At 61.7% G+C, this 15911-nt stretch carries 15 protein-coding genes; 11 read left to right on the top strand and 4 right to left on the bottom strand.

Annotated features, from left to right (window positions below; all coding sequences use genetic code 11):
- Positions 1-3 precede the first annotated feature (3 nt).
- Genes O4H53_RS16040 through O4H53_RS16020 form a run of 5 tightly spaced genes read left to right on the top strand, consistent with a single transcriptional unit; the run spans position 4 to position 5531 of the window.
- A complete protein-coding gene (locus O4H53_RS16040; protein ID WP_269365350.1) occupies positions 4-1617 on the top strand; it encodes an AMP-binding protein in 1614 nt (537 codons plus the stop codon).
- Positions 1617-2792: a thiolase family protein gene (locus O4H53_RS16035; protein WP_269365349.1), complete on the top strand. Its 1176-nt coding sequence runs from the start codon at positions 1617-1619 to the stop codon at positions 2790-2792. Before O4H53_RS16040 ends, O4H53_RS16035 begins: the two co-directional genes overlap by 1 nt.
- Positions 2789-4027 carry an SDR family NAD(P)-dependent oxidoreductase gene (locus tag O4H53_RS16030; protein WP_269365348.1) on the top strand — a complete coding sequence of 413 codons (1239 nt, stop codon included), beginning with the start codon at positions 2789-2791 and terminating at the stop codon, positions 4025-4027. Before O4H53_RS16035 ends, O4H53_RS16030 begins: the two co-directional genes overlap by 4 nt.
- Entirely contained in the window at positions 4024-4815 is a 792-nt protein-coding gene (locus tag O4H53_RS16025) for a cyclase family protein (protein WP_269365346.1), read from the top strand. The genes O4H53_RS16030 and O4H53_RS16025 overlap by 4 nt, the downstream gene beginning before the upstream one ends.
- A complete protein-coding gene (locus O4H53_RS16020; RefSeq protein ID WP_269365344.1) occupies positions 4812-5531 on the top strand; it encodes an SDR family NAD(P)-dependent oxidoreductase in 720 nt (239 codons plus the stop codon). Before O4H53_RS16025 ends, O4H53_RS16020 begins: the two co-directional genes overlap by 4 nt.
- Positions 5532-5600: 69 nt before the next feature.
- Here the strand turns inward: O4H53_RS16020 and O4H53_RS16015 are convergent, their stop codons facing one another.
- The gene (locus tag O4H53_RS16015; RefSeq protein WP_269365343.1) at positions 5601-6167 is read right to left on the bottom strand and encodes a YybH family protein; all 567 of its coding nucleotides are present in this window, start codon (positions 6165-6167) and stop codon (positions 5601-5603) included.
- A 266-nt stretch (positions 6168-6433) separates the two neighbouring features.
- On the opposite strand from O4H53_RS16015, the gene O4H53_RS16010 reads away from it, so the two are divergent.
- From O4H53_RS16010 to O4H53_RS15985, 6 genes are all read left to right on the top strand, one after another.
- Positions 6434-7630, top strand: a complete 1197-nt coding sequence (locus O4H53_RS16010; RefSeq protein WP_269365342.1) for a thiolase family protein — start codon at positions 6434-6436, stop codon at positions 7628-7630.
- A complete protein-coding gene (locus tag O4H53_RS16005; RefSeq protein ID WP_269365340.1) occupies positions 7627-8028 on the top strand; it encodes a Zn-ribbon domain-containing OB-fold protein in 402 nt (133 codons plus the stop codon). Before O4H53_RS16010 ends, O4H53_RS16005 begins: the two co-directional genes overlap by 4 nt.
- Positions 8029-8280: 252 nt before the next feature.
- On the top strand, positions 8281-9279 hold the full coding sequence (dctP, locus tag O4H53_RS16000) for a TRAP transporter substrate-binding protein DctP (protein WP_269365338.1): 999 nt from the start codon (positions 8281-8283) through the stop codon (positions 9277-9279).
- 82 nt (positions 9280-9361) lie between these two features.
- A complete protein-coding gene (locus O4H53_RS15995) occupies positions 9362-9883 on the top strand; it encodes a TRAP transporter small permease (RefSeq protein ID WP_269365336.1) in 522 nt (173 codons plus the stop codon).
- Between the two features lie 2 nt (positions 9884-9885).
- Positions 9886-11361, top strand: a complete 1476-nt coding sequence (locus O4H53_RS15990) for a TRAP transporter large permease (protein WP_269365335.1) — start codon at positions 9886-9888, stop codon at positions 11359-11361.
- Positions 11362-11372: 11 nt separating this feature from the next.
- Entirely contained in the window at positions 11373-12989 is a 1617-nt protein-coding gene (locus O4H53_RS15985; protein ID WP_269365334.1) for an ATP-dependent acyl-CoA ligase, read from the top strand.
- Between the two features lie 94 nt (positions 12990-13083).
- On the opposite strand, the gene O4H53_RS15980 is transcribed toward O4H53_RS15985, so the two are convergent.
- The 3 genes from O4H53_RS15980 to O4H53_RS15970 are packed head-to-tail and all read right to left on the bottom strand — an operon-like array spanning position 13084 to position 15901.
- Positions 13084-13839 (bottom strand): maleate cis-trans isomerase family protein, encoded by a 756-nt coding sequence (locus tag O4H53_RS15980; RefSeq protein ID WP_269365394.1) that lies wholly within the window; start codon positions 13837-13839, stop codon positions 13084-13086.
- Between the two features lie 10 nt (positions 13840-13849).
- Positions 13850-14767, bottom strand: a complete 918-nt coding sequence (locus O4H53_RS15975) for a fumarylacetoacetate hydrolase family protein (protein WP_269365332.1) — start codon at positions 14765-14767, stop codon at positions 13850-13852.
- A 15-nt stretch (positions 14768-14782) separates the two neighbouring features.
- Positions 14783-15901, bottom strand: coding sequence for a cupin domain-containing protein (locus O4H53_RS15970; RefSeq protein WP_269365330.1), 1119 nt, complete (start codon positions 15899-15901; stop codon positions 14783-14785).
- Positions 15902-15911 lie beyond the last annotated feature (10 nt).

The following is a 15911-nucleotide window of genomic DNA, read 5'->3' as shown; positions in this document are numbered from 1 at the left end:
GGCATGAACACCGAAACAGTATACACCCGATTCAAGAGCACCGCCGCGATGCAGGGCGATGCCCCCTTTCTGCATGTGCTGGAGGAAACGGCACAGGTCTATGGCATCCCGCAGGGCGACATCAGCTATGACGAGATGGCGCAAAGGGTGGAGGACTGGCGCAACCGGTTCCTGGATGCCGGATATGGCGCGGGCCATCGCGTCGGGCTGCTGTTGGAAAACCGTCCCGTGTTTCTGGAGATCTGGCTGGCGCTGAATGCGCTCGGGGCCTCCGTGGTGCCGATCAATCCGGACCTGCGGCTGGCGGAACTGGAGTATCTGGCCGAACACTCTGAAATGATCCTGGCGATCGTCCTGTCCGACCGGCTGGAAGAGATGAAGACCGCCGTGGAAAACGCCGGCATTCCCACCCTTGTCACACCGCCCGAAGGCGCGTTGCCAAAGGCCATCCGGCCCGCCGCGGCAGAGGCGGCGCCGAACACGGCGACGGAATGTGCCTTGCTCTATACCTCCGGGACCACGGGCAAGCCCAAGGGCTGCATCCTGTCCAACGAATATTACCTCTATTCCGGTGACTGGTACGCCGGCGCCGGCGGCCACATCAGCCTGCGTCAGGGCGCGGAGCGGATGCTGACCCCCCTGCCCGTTTTCCACATGAACGCGATGGCCGTTTCGGTGATGGCCATGATCACGGTGGGCGGCTGCCTGATCATGTTGGACCGGTTCCATCCGCGCAGCTGGTGGGCTTCGGTCCGCAAAAGCGGCGCGACGGTGGTGCATTATCTGGGCGTGATGCCGCCCATGCTGATGCGCGCCGACCCTTCCGAAGACGACCGCAATCACAATGTCCGTTTCGGATTTGGCGCGGGCGTGGACGCCAAGCTGCATGACCCTTTCGAAGAACGCTACGGTTTCCCCCTGATCGAGGCCTGGGCCTGTACCGAGACCGGATCGGGTGGGGTCATCTGCGCCAATGAGGAGCCGCGCAAGACGGGAACCGCCTGCTTTGGGCGGCCTGCCAAGGAGGTTGAAGTTCGCGTCGTCGACGATGCGGGCAAGGACGTGGCACCAGGCGCACCCGGCGAAATGCTCGTGCGCCGCGCCGGGGACAATCCGCGCTACGGCTTCTTCTCGGGCTATCTGAAAAACCGCGAAGCAACCGACGAGCTTTGGGAAGGCGGCTGGCTCCATACCGGTGACGTGGTTCAGCAGGACAAAGACGGATCGCTGCACTTCGTCGACCGCAAGAAGAACGTGATCCGCCGCTCGGGCGAGAACATCTCGGCGGTGGAAGTGGAATCGATCCTGAACCGTCACCCCGAGATCGCCTCCTGCGCCGCCGCTGCCGCCCCGGACGATGTACGCGGCGACGAAGTGGCCGTGTTCATCATTCTGGACGGTGCCGAAGGCAACAGCGCCAAGGCCGAAGAGATCGTGACCTGGGCCCTGGATCAGATGGCATACTACAAGGCCCCCGGCTGGATCGCTTTTGTCGAGGATCTGCCACTGACCGCCACGCAGAAAATCCTCCGGGGTCAGTTGAAAGACCTGCTGGTGAAGACCTTTGAAACAGACGGGTTCATCGACACCCGACACCTGAAGAAACGCACAACCTGATGGCCCGGCAAAAGCCCTATGACGGCGTTGCCGTCTGTGCGCCGGTCACCGTTCCCTATGCGCGGTATTCCGACAAGACCGCGCACTGGTGGACCGGCAGCGCCCTGGCCGCCCTGTCGCGCCAGACCGGGCTGGGGCCAGAAGATTTCGACGGTTTCTGTTTTGCCAGTTTCTCTGCCGGGCCGGACACGGTTGTCGGCATGGTGCAGCATCTGGGGCTCAGCCCGCGCTGGATGGATCACATCCCCACCGGCGGGGCCAGCGGCGTCATGGCCCTGCGGCGCGCGGCCCGTGCGGTTCAGATGGGCGATGCCGACATCGTGGCCTGTGTTGCCGCCGACACCAACCAGATCGACAGCTTCCGCCAGACCTTGCAGGGCTTTTCGCGGTTTTCGCAGGATGCCACCTATCCCTACGGCTTCGGCGGACCCAACGCGACCTTCGCGCTGATCGCCGATAACTTCATGCGGGAATACGGCGTCTCGCGCGATGATTTTGCCAAGCTCTGCGTCGCGCAAAGGGACAATGCGCTGTCCAACCCCTTCGCACTGATGAAAAAGCCCCTGACCCACGACCAATACATGCAGGCGCGGCCCATCTCCGACCCGATCCATCTGTTCGATTGTGTCATGCCCTGCGCCGGGGCCGAGGCCTTTATCGTGACAACCCCCGAAAAGGCGGAACAGCTGGGCCTGTCCACCGCGCGGCTGGCCGCGACGATCGAACGGCACAATGCCTTTCCCGAAGACCCGGTGCAGACGCGCGGCGGCTGGGCGCGCGACATTGACGATCTGTGGTCGGCGGCGGGATGTGGCCCGCAGGATATGGATATGGTCCAGCTTTATGACGACTATCCGGTGATCGTGGCCATGCAACTGGCCGATCTGGGGATTTGCGAAAAGCCGGAGCTTTCCCGGTTCATCGCAGACAACGATTTCACGATTTCTGGCTCTCTGCCGCTCAATACCAACGGCGGGCAACTCTCTGTGGGTCAGGCCGGCGCCGCCGGCGGATTTCAGAACGTCACCGAAGGGTTGCGACAGATCCTGCAGACGCCCCTGGGCGATCAGGTGCCCGACGCCAGACGCGCGCTGATCTCGGGCTTTGGTCTGGTGAATTATGACCGCGGCATCTGCACCGGTGCCGCCGTTCTTGAGCAGGAGGTGCTGCGATGAGTGATCCGCTGACACCGCCAAAACGCAAGGACCCGCTGGTCGTCACTCGTGCGGGCCATGTCCCTCCTGCCCTGCGCAGCCGCGCGGCCACGGCGATGGCGGCGCGCGCCGGTCAGGGGCGCTTTGTGCTGCAGGTCTGTGACGATTGCGCGCGGGCAACCTATCCGCAGCGTGACCGCTGCCCGTTCTGTTGGGGCGAATTGCGCTGGCAGGATCAGCCCGACGGCGCAGTGATCGAGGCGGAGACCACGATACGCAGCTCCATCGACCTCTTCTTCAAGGACCATCTTCCCTGGCGCATAGGTTCCGCCCGGCTGGATGCGGGGCCGATGGCAACCGTGCATCTGCATGGGGATGTGGGTCAGGGTGACCGCGTCAAAATAGAACTGAAGCTTGACAGATCAGGCAATCCGGCACTCTTTGCCATGCCGGAAAAGGAGACGCCACATATGGCTGACGATCCCCAATTGCGGGTCTTTACCGCCGACCCGAAATATCGGCGCGTTCTGGTGACCGATGGCCGGACGGAAACCGGACAGGCGGTGGCCGAAGCCCTGCTCAAGGCGGGCGCAAAGACGGTCTTCCTCGGCAACGCGGACCCCCTGATGCGTTATCCCGGTCAGGACCGGATCGAGGCCACCCCCGGGATCGAACCTGTCCGGCTGGGCCTGACCGACACCCGCAGCATCGAGGCGCTGGCCGGGCAGTTGGGCGGACGCGTGGACATCGTGGTGAATACGGCGCAGTTCGCCCGCCAGGGTGGCGTCGGTTTCGGGGGAAACCTGAACGATCTGCAATCCGGGCTGGATCTGGAAGTGACGGGCCTGATGCGGCTGGCGCAGGGGTTTGCCCCTGCCCTTTCGGGGCGCTCGGACGATGGCGATCGCTCCGCCGCGGCCTTTGTCGATATCGCCTCCATCCACGGGCTGACCGGACGGGCAGGCTTTGCCGGGTCCTCCGCCGCAGCCGCCGCGCGGCTTTCCCTTCTCGCAAGCCTTCGGGGTGAGATGGCCCGGACCGGCATACGTGTGATCTCTGTCCTGACGGGCCCGGTGGATGACGGCTGGCATCAGAACGTTCCGCCCCCCAAAACCGCACCCGCCCAGATCGCGCGCGCCGTCGTGACCGCCCTTCAGCAGGGGCAGGAAACCATCTGTGCCGACGAGGTCGCAAAGGATGTACTGACCCGCTGGCAGGACGATCCGCTTCTGACAATTCGTGAGGAAAACAAATGAGCAAAACCGTACTTGCGGATCTTGCGGTGGCCCTGGCGTCTGGCCAGGTGCGCGTCATCGACCTGACCAACACGCTCAGCCCGGATTTCCCGGTCATCGTGCTGCCGGCCGAGTTTGGCCAATGCGCCCCGTTCCGCATGGAAAAGCTGTCGCGCTACGACGCGGACGGGCCGGCCTGGTACTGGAACAACATTTCGATGAACGAACACACCGGCACGCATTTCGATGCTCCCGCGCATTGGGTGACGGGCAAGGATCTGCCATCGAATACGGTTGACGCCATCCCGGCGCAGAAATTTGTTGCACCTGCCGTGGTGATCGACATCTCGGCGGAATCCGCGGCAGACGCGGATTTTGTCCTGACACGCGATTTCCTCGAAAACTGGGAAACGGAACACGGCACAATCCCCCCCGACCACTGGATCGCCTTGCGCACGGATTGGTACAAACGGGTCGGCACGCCGGAGTACCTGAACCTGCTCGAAGACGGCGCGCATTCGCCCGGGCCGGATGCAGGCGCTGTCGAGTTTCTGGTTCACGACCGCAAATGCGTCGGCCTGGCGGTCGAGACGGTCGGCACCGATGCCGGACAGGCAAGCACATTCAATCCGCCCCTGCCCGCCCATTCGATCCTGCATGGCAACGGCAGGTTCGGCCTGCAATGCCTGACCAACCTGGACAAGCTGCCGACCTTCGGCGCGATCATCGTGGCATGCCCGCTCAAGATCGAGGGCGGTTCGGGCAGCCCCTTGCGCGTGGTCGCCCTCGTCGAAGGAGAAGCCGCGTGAAGACAACTCTGATCACCGGGGGAAACTCCGGCATCGGCGCCGCAATCGGCGATCTGCTGCGCGCGCGGGGCGAAAAGGTCGTGTCGCTGGGGTTGGAAATGCCCGCTGCCGGGCAGGAAAATCTGTATGGCTATACGGTCGATCTGACAGATGCGACGGCCACCGCCAAGGTGGCAGCAGAGATTGCCGCCGATCATGCAGTTGATGCCGTGGTCCACAACGCAGGTGCGATCCTGCCCGCCCTGTTGTCCGATGCAAACCCGAATGACGTTCTGACATTGGCGCAATTGCATCTGGCCGCCCCCATGGCGCTGACACAGGCTGTCCTGCCGGGCATGACGGAACGTCGGTTCGGGCGCATCCTGTTCATCACTTCCCGCGCCTCGATGGGGATGCCGACCCGCTCCGCCTATGCCGCGACAAAGGCCGGTGTGCACGGTTTGATGCGCACCTGGGCGCTTGAACTGGCCCCCAGCGGGATCACGGTCAACGCCATCGCCCCCGGCCCGGTCCTGACCGAGAATTTCTGGGGCATCGTGCCCAGGGACGGCGAGTTGCAGGAAAAAATCGCCAATGGCGTGCCGGTCCGGCGCATCGGCACACCCGAAGACATCGCCAACGCGGCCGGGTTCTTCCTGGATAGAAATGCCAGCTTTGTCACCGGTCAGGTGCTGTATGTCTGTGGCGGCGCAAGTCTTGGCGGGCAGCCCTCCTGACCTGGCCTGAGTGGTTGGCAGGCATTCCGGCCATCCCTTACGCCTGAAACAGCGATGGCCGGGCGAGATTTATGAGGCCGACCGCGACGCATCGTCAATGATGAACTGCCATCCGGCAGCGCCGTAATCACGCAGCACTTCGATGCCGCCGCCGGTGAGGTTCTGCACTTTCCCTTCCGGATCGGTAAGCTCAAGTGTCCAGTGATTGGTCGACAGCGCAATGTCCTGATGGAGGACATGGATGCGGTTGCCGATCTCGATCCTGGGTTTCAACGCCAGAAGCCCCTCGTAATCGCCCCTTGTGGCCGCCTTGCCGTGAAGCGTTGCACCGTCCGGATTGATATAGGTGACATCCTCAGCATAAAGCGCAACCAGACCTTCAAGGTCGCCTGCATTGAATCTTTCCTGCCAGGCGTCATAGACTTTTTCCAACTCGGTGACCGGCGCAGTATCGCCCGTGGTCTGTGCAAAGAGGTCATTTGCAGACAGCCCCGCACCACTGGCCAGAAACCCTGCACCCAGGAGGCGGAGAAAGCGGGCACGGGTCACGCCCTCTGCTGCGGCCTCATCTGTTGCGCGGGGTCCAGGGACGTCGGAGGGTACTTCGCGGCATCCGTTTCTGATCGAATTCAACATCTGTATGGCCTTTCCCAAAGCATATGTAGTCAAAAGGCTAGTGATGCGAAAAATGGCGGTCCATTTCGGATCAGGTTGATTATTGTGCGCTTTCGGCCAGCGTTGATGCCATCGGCCCCCTGCCAGGTTCAATCAGATCATCCCTCCGGCACGTTGACAGCAATTTATTTTATATATAAAATAAATTCAGCCGGTATCTTCGGAAATCCGGCAAGACGCCTTATTGGAGATCCTTCCGAACCGGGCGACGATCCGCAAAGAGAGATATGACCAACCGTATGGGAAAGTTCAGTATCGACCGTCGCGCCTATGACGACGTGGTGATCACGACGCCCGTCAGTCTTCCCTACGTCAGGTTCAGCGAACAATCCGCGCATTGGTGGATCGGACGGGCCTTGCGGGCCCTGGTGGACGGATCGGGCATTGAAGCGCGCGACATCGACGGTTTCTGCCTGTCCAGTTTCACCACAGCGCCCGACACCGCGATTGGCCTGGCCGAACATCTGGGGCTCAGCGTCCGGTGGCTGGACCATGTACCCCTTGGCGGTGCCAGCGGGATCACCGGGGTCCGACGTGCCGCACGCGCCGTCCAATCCGGTGACTGCGATGTCGTGGCCTGCATCGGTGCCGACACCAACCAGCGCGGGTCATTCGGCAATACCTTGGCCAATTTTTCACGGTTCTCGCAGGATGCGGTCTATCCCTATGGCGCGGGTGGCACCAATGCCAGCTTTGCCCTGATCGCCCGCAATTACATGGAACAATTCAATGTAAGCCGCGAGGATCTGGGACGCATTGCCGTGGCACAGCGGTCCAACGCCATGAAGAACCCAAATGCACTGATGAAAGAGCCACTGACGCTCGATCAATACATGAACGCACGGCCAATCGCCGATCCGATCCATCTGTTCGACTGCGTGATGCCCTGCGCCGGGGCCGAGGCGGTGCTGGTCATGCGGCAGGACACGGCCCGGGCCTGCGGCATTGCCGGTGCCAGACTGCGCAGCAGCATCGAACGCCACAACGCACGGTCGATTGATCCCATGCAGACCTCCGGCGGCTGGGTGGAGGACGTGGGCGAACTCTACAGTATGGCCGGTGTCGGACCCGATGACATCGACGTGGTGCAGACCTATGACGATTATCCGGTGATCTGCATGATGCAGATGGAAGATCTGGGCTTTTGCAGGAAGGGTGAAGGGGCGGAATTTGTCCGCAGCCATGATCTGCGGATCGAAGGCGACTTTCCCCATAATACCTCCGGCGGCCAGCTGTCCTGCGGACAGGCCGGCGCAGGGGGGTCCTATGTCGGGTTGACCGAAGCGGTGCGCCAGGTTCTGGGAACGGCAGGCGATACGCAGGTCAAGGGCGCAAACCTTGCCCTGGCGTCCGGCTTCGGGATGATGACCTATACCAGGGGTCTGTCCTCCTGCGCGGTCATTCTGTCGGGGGAGGGCGCATGACCGACCACCCCTCAGATCAGAACCTGCCGCCCTACCCGCCATCCGCCAGCGGCGCATTCTATGATGCGATTGCCGCAGAGGGGCGGTTCGCATTGCAAAGATGCGCGGATTGCGCGCAGTTCCTCTATCCCGCACATGATGTCTGTCCGTCCTGCCTGTCGACCGATCTGCCGCTGGCTGACGCCCCGCCGCAGGGGCAGATCGCCAGCGAAACAACGATCCGGGCCACCACCAACCCCTATTTTCAGGACCGCCTGCCGATCAGGATCGGCCTGGTGATCCTCGACTGCGGACCCTCGATGATCGCCTTTCTGGACGATGGCGCGGGAATGGGCGACCGCATCGGCGTGTCTTTCCGCCCGGATACCTTCGGCCGGGCGATGGCCTGGGCGAAGTGACCCGGAAATCGTCGGCGCAAATTGCAGGTAAATGGCCACGTCGCCCGGGTCTGTCAGGATAATTCCCGCCGCCATATAATATGCTGAGAAATATTTTTACTTGTAAAATACTTTGATGCCGTCATTATCGGTTAACAAGGATTCGCCCGAAGAATGCAAAAAAGCCGGGTCCGGACAGCATGATTTCATGTTGAAGACCGCAGGGCAGCGCAGACGGCATTTCAATTTCATCACTCAAGGGGAGAAAAAATGATGAAGACCAAGACAGTATTTCTGAAAGGCCTCGCCGCGATCATCGCGACGGGCACAATTCTTGCCACGCCACTGGCCGCCGAGGAGGTTACTCTGCGCGGTGTGAGCTGCTTTCCAATCGGCGCCCCTCCCGGCGTGCCCTTCGAAAATCTCGTGACCGAGATCAACGAAAAGGGCAAAGGGATCGTTCAGATCGACCTTCTGGGCGGCGCGCCCGCCATCGGCAGCCCGTTCCAGGTTGTCGAACGCATGGCCCAGGGGGCCTATGACATTGCCGGCTGTCCCGAGGCCTTCTTTGGCAATATCATTCCCGAAGCGCCCGCGCTCCGGCTTCAGGAGAAGACCTTTGCCGAACTGCGTGAGAATGGCGCGATCGACTATTTCCAGGAGATTTCGAACAAGAAGAACGTCCAGTTCGTTGGCCGCCACCATGATGACGGCGCGTTCAACCTGTTCCTCGCCGAGGGCAAGGCCATCGACAAGGCCGACCTGACCGGTCTGAACCTGCGGGTGTCGCCTGTCTACACGGCCTTCTTCAAGGCACTGGGCGCCTCGGTACAGCGGTCCTCCATGCCCGAGGTTTATACCCTGATGGAAAGCGGCGCGGTTGACGGCTACGGCTGGTCGGTGCGCGGCATCTCTCCGTCCTGGTATCCGGTCACGAAATATCGTGTCGAACCCGGCGTCTACCGCGCCTCCATCCATACGGTTGCAAACATGACCAAATGGAATGCGCTCAGCGACGAGGCCCGCGCCGTCATCAACGACGTGGTGATCGGTTGGGAGAACAAGATGGAAGGCACCAGCGACTATGCCAAGCAGCTGGATGCAGAGATGCTCAAGGTGTTCGAGGAAAACGGCATCGAAACCATCACACTTGAGGGCGAAGAAGCCGACAAATGGGTCAGCATGGCGCGTGAAACCGCCTGGGACGAATTCATCGAGCAGAACCCCGAGACCGGGCCAAAGCTGAAAGAGCTTTTCACAGCAGCCCAATAAACCAACCAAACGCAAATTCCGGCAGACCGTCGCCTGATGGTCTGCCGGGCTTGCCTGCCTGCAACACGAGCCGGAGAACGTCATGCCTTCGCTTATCGACAGATTCGAAACCGTCTTTGAGAAATTCAACCTGTTTGTCGCCATCTGCGTGGCCGGGTCGATCGGCGTTTTCGCAATCCTCGTCCCCCTCGATTTTTTCTTGCGCAAACTGGGCCTGCGCGGTCTGGAATGGTTGAACGAAGGCGCTGAATACGGGCTTTACGCAGGGGTGTTCCTGTCGTCGGCCTGGGTGCTCTACAAAGGGGCCCATGTGCGCGTCGACATCATCCTGACCGCAATTCCAGCCTGGCTCGGCGCCAGGGTGGAACGTGCGATTGATCTATTCGGCTCGCTGCTATGCCTCTGCATGGCCTATTTCGGGGCCAACGGCACGCTCAGCAGCTATGCCTTCGGCTCCCTGCCGGACAAGGACCTGCAAATCCCCAACTGGATCGTTCTTGCCGTCTTCACGCTGTCATTCCTCATGCTCGCCATCGAATTCCTGTTCCGGTTTCGACGTGCGGGAATGTCCGACCATAAAATCTCTACAGACATAGGATTCTGATGATGGAATGGTATTCTGCCCTTGTCCTGCTGCTCGGGATCGTCTGCTTCTTTCTATTCCTCGGCCTGCCGGTTGCCTTTGCCTTCATGGCCGCGAACATCATCGGCACCGCCCTGTTCATCGGTGGCCTTGCGACAATGGGGGACTGGACGATTGCCTCCCTGTCGCTTCAGAGCATGCCGATGGAATTTCACGAGGCGATATCCTATTCACTCGCGACCATCGCCCTGTTCCTGCTAATGGGGGAAATCCTGCTTGAGACAGGGGTCGCCTTCAAGGCCATCGGCGCAATCGAGCGCATGATCTCGCGGGTGCCGGGCCGGCTGGCCATCGTGTCCATCGTCGGCGGAACAGTATTTTCCTCCCTCTCCGGATCGACCGTGGCCAACACCGCGATCCTGGGCAAGGTCCTTTTGCCGGACATGCTCAGGCGCGGCTACAAACCTGCCATCGCGATGGGCCCGATCATGGCGGTGGGGGGCATTGCCATGCTGATCCCGCCCTCGTCGCTGGCGGTGCTGCTGGCAAGTATCTCGCAGAAATCCGTGGCCCTGCTTCTGGTCGCCGGTATCATTCCCGGCTTTCTGATGGCGATGAGCTTCTTTGCCTATGTGATCATCCGGTGCACCATCAACCCTGATCTGGCACCCCCTTTCGAAACCGATACCAGCTATCTGGACAAGCCGCTGACCATCACGGTCAACAGCCGGCGCCGCACCCTGTGGTCCTGGACATACCAGGGCCGCTCGCTGCGCATGGTGAACCGTCTCTTGCCGACGATCATCTACATCCTCCCGCTGTTCAGTATCTTCATTGTTGTGGTCGGCAGCATCCTGACGAACTTTGCTTCGCCGACCGAAGCCGCCGCAATGGGCTGCCTCGCTGCATTCGGCGCCTGCCTGTTCTTCCGGCTGTTCAAGAGCACGATCACGATCACCGGCATTGAAGGCGCCGATTTCGGCTGGGCCGAGGTTGGCAAGGCGCTGATGGAAACGGCCAAGGTCAACACCATGATCATTTTCATCATTGCCGGGTCGCTGGTGTTTACCCAGGCGATGGCCGTCTCGGGCGCCACTCAGGGGTTGCTCCAGGCCATGACCGCACTCGATCTTTCGGCGCTCTCGGTGGTGCTGTTCATGATCCTCATCCTGCTCTTTCTCGGGGCCTTCATGGATCAGGTCAGCATGTTGCTGCTCACCCTGCCGTTCTTCCTGCTGGGGCAAACCTCGCTTCAGGCGATCTATGACATTGATCCGATCTGGCTGATGGTGCTGATCCTGATCACGATGGAGATCGGGCTGCTGACGCCACCCTTCGGCCTGCTGCTCTTCGTCATGCGGGGCGTCGCGCCGGAAGGGATCACGATAGGCCAGATCATCAACTCGGCACTGCCCTTCATCCTGATCGAACTGGCGGTGCTTGCGCTTCTGATCTTCGTGCCGTCGGTCGCCACATGGCTTCCCAACCTGATCAAGTAGGACTGCAAACCATGTCTGCAGACACACCGCCCGTCACGCATCCCACCTGCCATGATCGTTACGACGACGTCGTGGACGGATTTGCGCCACAGGACCGGACACTGCGGACAATGCTGCAACGTCAGGCCGACCGCTACGGCGACCGGCCTTTCGTGACCTGCGGCGGCGTCAGCTGGACGTTTGCCCGCACCGCCGAGGTCGCCCGCGACTGGGGCACGCGGCTGGGTGCGGCGGGGATCAGCGCGGGCGACCGCGTGCTGATCCACTGCAGCAACCGCGCCGAATTCCTGCAGGCCTACCTGGGGGCCACCTGGATCGGGGCCATCGCCACCCCGGTCAATACCGCCTTTCGCGGCGCACAGCTTGCCCATGTTCTGGCAAACGCCGGGCCCAAGCTGCTGATCGTGGAAGAGCAGTTTCAGCACGCCTACGACGATCTGGGCGCAGATGCGCAGCTGTCCCCGCTGCTTTGGCCCGTCACGGCGGAGGGCATTCAGACCAGCGGTTCAACGGCGCAAGCGGCGGACATTCTTGCCGTGCAGCCGGGCGATACCGCCGCAATCCTCTACACCTCGGGCACCACCGGCCCGTCAAAGGGCGTCTGCTGCCCGCAGGCGCAATTCTTCTGGTGGGGCATCTATTCGGCCCGCGCACTGGGCGTGCGCGAAGGCGATGTGCTGATGACCGCCCTTCCGGTGTTCCACACCAATGCGCTCAACGCCTTTTACCAGGCGCTGCTGATGGGTTGCGAATATGTGCTGCTGCCGAAATTCTCGGCCTCCGGCTATTGGACGTCCGCGGTGGAATGCCGTGCCACCGTGACCTATCTGCTGGGGGCAATGGCCGCGATCCTGATGGCCCAGCCTGAGCGGCCCGGGGACCGCAAACATGTCATCCGCACCGCCCTGGGTGGCGGTGTGCCCGCCCGGGATCAAGAGACGTTCTTTCACCGTTTCGGCGTTCCGCTGGTCGATGGCTATGCCTCCACCGAAAGCAATTTCCTGTTCTACAACCCCTACCCCTCTCCCCGTCCCGGCAGCATGGGCAAGCTCGCCAAGGGGGCCCATGCCATGGTGGCCGACGAACACGACATGCCGGTCCCCGACGGCACGGCAGGCGAACTGCTGCTGCGCCCGACAGAGCCGCATTCCTTTGCTTCGGGATATTTCGGCATGCCGGAAAAGACGGTCGAGGCCTGGGCCAACCTGTGGTTCCACACCGGTGACCGGGTGGTGCGCAACCCCGATGGCTATTTCAGCTTCATCGACCGGATGAAGGACGCGATCCGCCGCCGGGGCGAGAATGTATCGTCATGGGAGGTCGAACAGGCCATCATGACCCATGACGCGATTGAGGCCTGCGCGGTCTATCCGGTGCCATCGGAACTGGGCGAAGACGAAGTTGCAACGGCAATCCAGCTGAAGGACGGGCAAACCCTGCCCCCGCTGGACCTGATCCAATATCTGGAAACACGCCTGGCCCATTTCGCGGTGCCGCGCTACGTCCGGCAGATGCAGGCGATGCCCCTGACCGAGAACGGCAAGATCAAGAAGGTCGTGCTGCGCGAGGAAGGAATTGTGCCGGACATGTGGGATCTGGAAACCACCGGCTACAAGGTCAAACGCTGACCGCTGCCCGCCTGCGGCCCCTCTCGACCAATAATGTCTATGTAGAACGCGGCCTGGCCCGGGTACAGGTCAGGCCGCGTTCGATCCTGTCTGTTTACAGGTATTTGCCTGACAACAACGCCCCGCAACCCGGCACATGCGGCTTGAGGTTCAGCTTTGTCAGCATCTGATGGGTTGTCGCCACGGCGGCCGACACCACGGGAATCCCGCATTCAACCTCGACCTTCTGGATCGCGGCAAGCGAGGGCATTTGCACACAGGCCGACAGCACCAGCGCGTCGATGTTCTTGAGGTTCGCACGTTTGTAGATCTCGGTCAGGTTCATCGGATCCTGCGCGGCAACCTCAAGGTTGTCGGGAATCTCAAGCGCGATACTGTCGGTCACCTCGATCCCTTCCGCCGTGATGTAATCCGCGACCATATCAGTCAAGGGGCGCATGTAGGGCGTCACGATCGAAACCCGCTTGGCCCCCATCAGGTGCAGCCCGTCGACCAGCGCTCCGGCAGAGCTGACAACCGGCGCGGGGTGGCCGTTGTCCACGGTCACCTGATGCAGGCGCTTCTGGCTTTCGCGGTGATATCCCCGCCCCATCGACATGATCGCAACCAGACAGGCATAGCCCATCACATCGACCGCCGCATCGCTCAGCTCCAGCGCGCAGCGGTCGCTGTCCTTGTCCATCGCGGCCAGCTCTTCCTTGGTCACCTTCTTCATCCGCATCCGGCTGGAGTGGAAGGAAAACCGCTCAGGATAGAGCGTTTCACGCGACCGCAGCATCGCCGGGATTTCACGTTCCATCGTCAGGTTCGATGACGGAACGATCTGCCCGATCTTCAGGGTCTGATGCATGTTTTCCATGTCAGTCCCCGATCTTCACAACCGGATTGCGCAGCACGCCGATGCCATCGACACCGCATTCGATCACGTCACCGGGCCACATCCATTCCTGCGGATCGCGCCCCGCACCCACGCCTGCCGGGGTGCCGGTGGCGATGATATCGCCGGGCTCCAGCGTGATGCCAGACGAAATATCGGCAATCAGCGTCGGGATATCGAACAACAAATGCTTGGTGTTGGACCGCTGCTTTTCCTCGCCGTTCTTTTTCAGCCAAAGCGTCAGGTCATGCGGGTCCGCAATATCCTCCGCAGTCACGATCGCGGGGCCAAAGGGGCAATAGCTGTCCTGCCCTTTCGAGAAAATCCACTGCCCCGCGCGGCGGTTGTCGCGGGCCGAAACATCGTTGATCACCGAATAGCCAAAGACATGGCTCATCGCGTCATCCTTGGAAATCCGCGTCGCGCGCTTGCCGATGATCACCGCCAGCTCCACCTCCCAATCCAGCATTTGCGTCATCGACGCATTGTGCTGGATCGGCTCACCGGTTGCGATCACGCTGGTTGGCGGTTTCGAGAACACCACCGGTTCCTTGGGCAGATCCTTGGAGGTGTCCAGCGACTTGGCGCTTTCCGCGACATGTTCGACATAGTTCAGACCGATGCCAAAGATGTTCTTGCGCGGACGCGGGATCGGCGCCAGCAGGCGCACGTTTTCCTCCGGCACCGCAATCCCTGCGGGCCGCGCATCCGCCGTATCCGACAGGGCCTGCTTGATCGCCCGAAGCGCATCGGGACCAAGGTCGATCAAGGTCAGCATGTCAGCGGGCAGCGCCGCGCCAACCGCCTCGCCCAGATATTCAACGTCGATGACAAGGCCGTCCTGCACGACGCCAAGACGCCCTTCGCCTGCGACGCCGTCGCGATAGGTAACTAGTTTCATTTTGGTATCCTGTATTTATCCGCTGACGACCTGATGGCCGCCGTTGTCTTCCAAAGCCTGTTCCGCGTAGAAGCCGAGCTTTCGCATGGTCGGCAGATCGTGGAACGAGAACAGGCAGGCATCCTCGCCGCTTTGCGTGTTGCAATGCTCGTGCCACATCCAGGGCGGCACGCAGAAGATGTCCTTTTCCTTCCAGTCGAACCGCTTTCCGTTGATCACGGAATAGCCTTCGCCCTTGGCCACCTGATAGATGATGTTGCCGGTATGGCGGTGCGCCTTGGTGTGCTCGGACGGGCGCAACAGTTGCATGTTGGCACCCATGGTCAGCATCGGATCCGCCCCGGTCTTGGGGTTGATGTAGCGCATGATCACCCCGTCATAGGGCGACCCGTCAGTCACCTTGGCGTAGTTCTGCAACGCCTCATAGGTCTGGTCCCAGCGGAATTTCAGCAGCGGCGAATAGGGCTGGTCCCATTTGTCCAGCTCGGGCATCAGCGCGGGGGAACCATAGGTCGCCGGGCTGTCGTCCAGCGGCAGGTTGCTGGCCTGATAATCCTCCGGATGCACCTCGTAGAAGTTCGCTTCAAGCGCGTTGGTCAGCGGAATGTCCAGCCCGTCCTGCCACAGGCAGGTGCTGCCGTCTTCCTCGATCCCGTGCTCATGCCATGTGCTGTTGGGCGTCAGCACGAAATCCTTCGCGCCAAGGCTCATCTTGTGGCCCTCGACAATCGTATAGGCGCCGGTACCTTCCATGATGAACCGCAAGGCCGAGGCCGCGTGGCGGTGGGCGCCTGCGCGTTCGCCCGCTTTCATCGTCTGGATGCCCGAGAACAGCCAGCCGCAGGCGGCGCTGACCTCGCGCCGCTTGGGGTTGCGCAGATAGACAACACGCCGGCCCGCATCCTCGGGGCGCACCAGATCAATGGCGCGCAGAACCTGCGGACGCAGGTCGTCCCAGCGCCACAACACGGGATCGGACGTCGGCGTCGGCTCCCAGGGCTCGATCGAGTTGGCAACGGTCCAGAGCGCGCCGGTGTCCTGCTTTGCCAGATCCTCGTAATAGGCCTCCAGCTCCGGCGTGTCGCGCACCCGTGCGCGGCCCAGAACGTCGTCTTTATCGGCAGTATCAGTCATGGTTTCCTCC

It is taken from the genome of Sulfitobacter sp. G21635-S1, from assembly GCF_027213915.1.
GTDB lineage: Bacteria > Pseudomonadota > Alphaproteobacteria > Rhodobacterales > Rhodobacteraceae > Sulfitobacter.
This window is presented reverse-complemented; position numbering and strand designations above follow the sequence as displayed.